This window comes from Streptomyces sp. NPDC004658 (assembly GCF_040609555.1).
Lineage (GTDB): Bacteria > Actinomycetota > Actinomycetes > Streptomycetales > Streptomycetaceae > Streptomyces.
Map to the genome: position 1 here is coordinate 1 of NZ_JBEXKG010000392.1, position 1,468 is coordinate 1,468.

Here is a 1,468-nt window from a genome sequence, read left to right on the forward strand (position 1 = left end):
CTCGCCGGGGTGCGGGAGTTCATCGCGTACTTCGGCGAGCACCGGCATTCCTTGTAGCACGAGATCGACGGAGTCGTCGTCAAGCTCGACGAGATCCCGCTCCAGGGCCGGCTCGGCTCCACCTCCCGCGCACCGCGATGGGCGATCGCGTGGAAGTACGCGCCGGAGGAGGTCAACACCAAGCTCGTCAACATCCGCGTGGGCGTGGGCAGGACCGGCCGCGTCACCCCGTACGGCCAGGTGGAACCGGTCGAAGTGGCAGGCTCCGAGGTCGAGTTCGCGACCCTGCACAACCAGAACGTGGTGCGTGCCAAGGGCGTCCTGATCGGCGACACCGTCGTGCTCCGCAAGGCCGGGGACGTGATCCCGGAGATCCTCGGCCCGGTCGTGGACCTGCGGGACGGCACCGAGCAGGCGTTCGTCATGCCCACGCACTGCCCCGAGTGCGGGACGGAGCTGAAGCCCATGAAGGAGGCGGATGTCGACGTCCGGTGCCCCAACGCCCGCTCGTGCCCGGCACAGCTGCGGGAGCGCGTCGCCTATCTGGCGGGCCGCAAGTGCCTGGACATCGACCACTTCGGCTTCGTCGCCGCCGCGGCGCTGACCAGGCCGCTGGAGCCCGCCGATCCACCGCTGCGGGACGAGGGCGACCTCTTCGGGCTGACCGTCGAGCAGCTGCTGCCCATCCGCGCCTATGTCCGCGACCCGGACAGCGGACTGCCCAAGCGGGATCCGAAGACCGGCGAGGAGAAGACCGCTCTGGTCTTCGCCAACCAGCAGGGCGAACCGAAGAAGAACGCCAGCGCCATGCTGGACTCCATCGCCGCGGCGAAGGAGGCCCCGCTGGCCCGCATCCTCACCGGGCTCTCCATCCGCCACGTGGGGCCGGTCGCCGCCCAGGAGCTGGCCCGCCAGTTCCGGTCCATGGACCGCATCGAGGAGGCCACCGAGCAGGAGCTGTCCGACGCCGACGGGGTCGGCCCGATCATCGCCGCCTCGGTCAAACAGTGGTTCGCCGAGGAGTGGCACCGCGAGATCCTGCGCAAGTGGCGCGAGGCCGGCGTGCGGATGGAGGACGAGGGCGCCGGTGAGGACGAGGGGCCGAGGCCGCTCGAAGGGCTCACCGTCGTCGTCACCGGCACGCTGACCGGGCACACCAGGGACGGCGCGAAGGACGCCCTGCAGAGCCGCGGGGCGAAGGTCACCGGTTCCGTCTCGAAGAAGACCTCGTTCGTGGTGGTCGGCGACAACCCCGGCTCGAAGTACGACAAGGCGATGCAGCTGAAGGTGCCCGTGCTGGACGAGGACGGCTTCGGGGTCCTGCTCGAACAGGGGCCCGACGCGGCGCGCGAAGCCGCGGTCCGGCCCGAGGAGCAGGAGGGGGCGGACGGGCGCGCCGCCGGAGGGTGAGACGGGTGTGACACACCGTCGGATTCACCCGATCGGCGCATAGCAGATGCTGACGGGT

Annotated in this window: 1 pseudogene; it reads left to right on the forward strand. The window is 70.6% G+C overall.

Annotated features, from left to right (window positions below):
• A pseudogene (ligA, locus tag ABZV94_RS41590) lies at positions 1 to 1,410 on the forward strand (NAD-dependent DNA ligase LigA); the annotation flags it as partial.
• Between the last annotated feature and the right edge of the window lie 58 nt (positions 1,411 to 1,468).